Genomic DNA, 453 nt, shown 5'->3' with positions numbered 1-453 from the left:
GTACCGGGAATGGGTCGCCGGTAGGGCCACTGGCCACGGTATCGCCTTTTTGATACAGCCGTTCATTGTAGATCTGGCTAAAACGGAAATAGTGGGCCAACTCATCTTCATCCACCACCCAGATATCGTTTTCTGTGCCTTCACCCTGATCGGTAATCAGTTTCATGGCGGCTACCGCGGATTTCAGATCGCTTACTTTCAGTACGTTGCCCCCGCCGCCGTAGTAGAAAACATCCGGTGGGATCTGGCGCTGCGGATCGCCGCAGAAAATCGCCCGTTCTCCATGGGTTTCCACCGCTGCCCGCAGCCGCGATTCAACGTAAAGATAAAACTCCCCGATGGTCATATCGCTGGGGACTTCATTGGCGATGGCGCGCGGGCGGACATCTTTCGGATGCTCGATCACCATGCCCTGGAAGATACCGTTTTTGGAGAAGCCGTACAGATTCACTT

1 protein-coding gene is annotated in these 453 nt (G+C 54.7%); it reads right to left on the bottom strand.

All coding sequences use genetic code 11. From position 1 onward, the window contains the following. Positions 1 to 453, bottom strand: a 453-nt coding sequence (locus DUK53_RS17125; protein WP_201740740.1) for a ferritin-like domain-containing protein, incomplete at both ends; no start/stop codon positions are given.

Source organism: Listeria sp. SHR_NRA_18 (assembly GCF_003856515.1).
GTDB lineage: Bacteria > Bacillota > Bacilli > Lactobacillales > Listeriaceae > Listeria_A > Listeria_A newyorkensis.
Note: the sequence above shows the minus strand (reverse complement) of the source record. Positions and strands in the feature narration are given on the sequence as shown.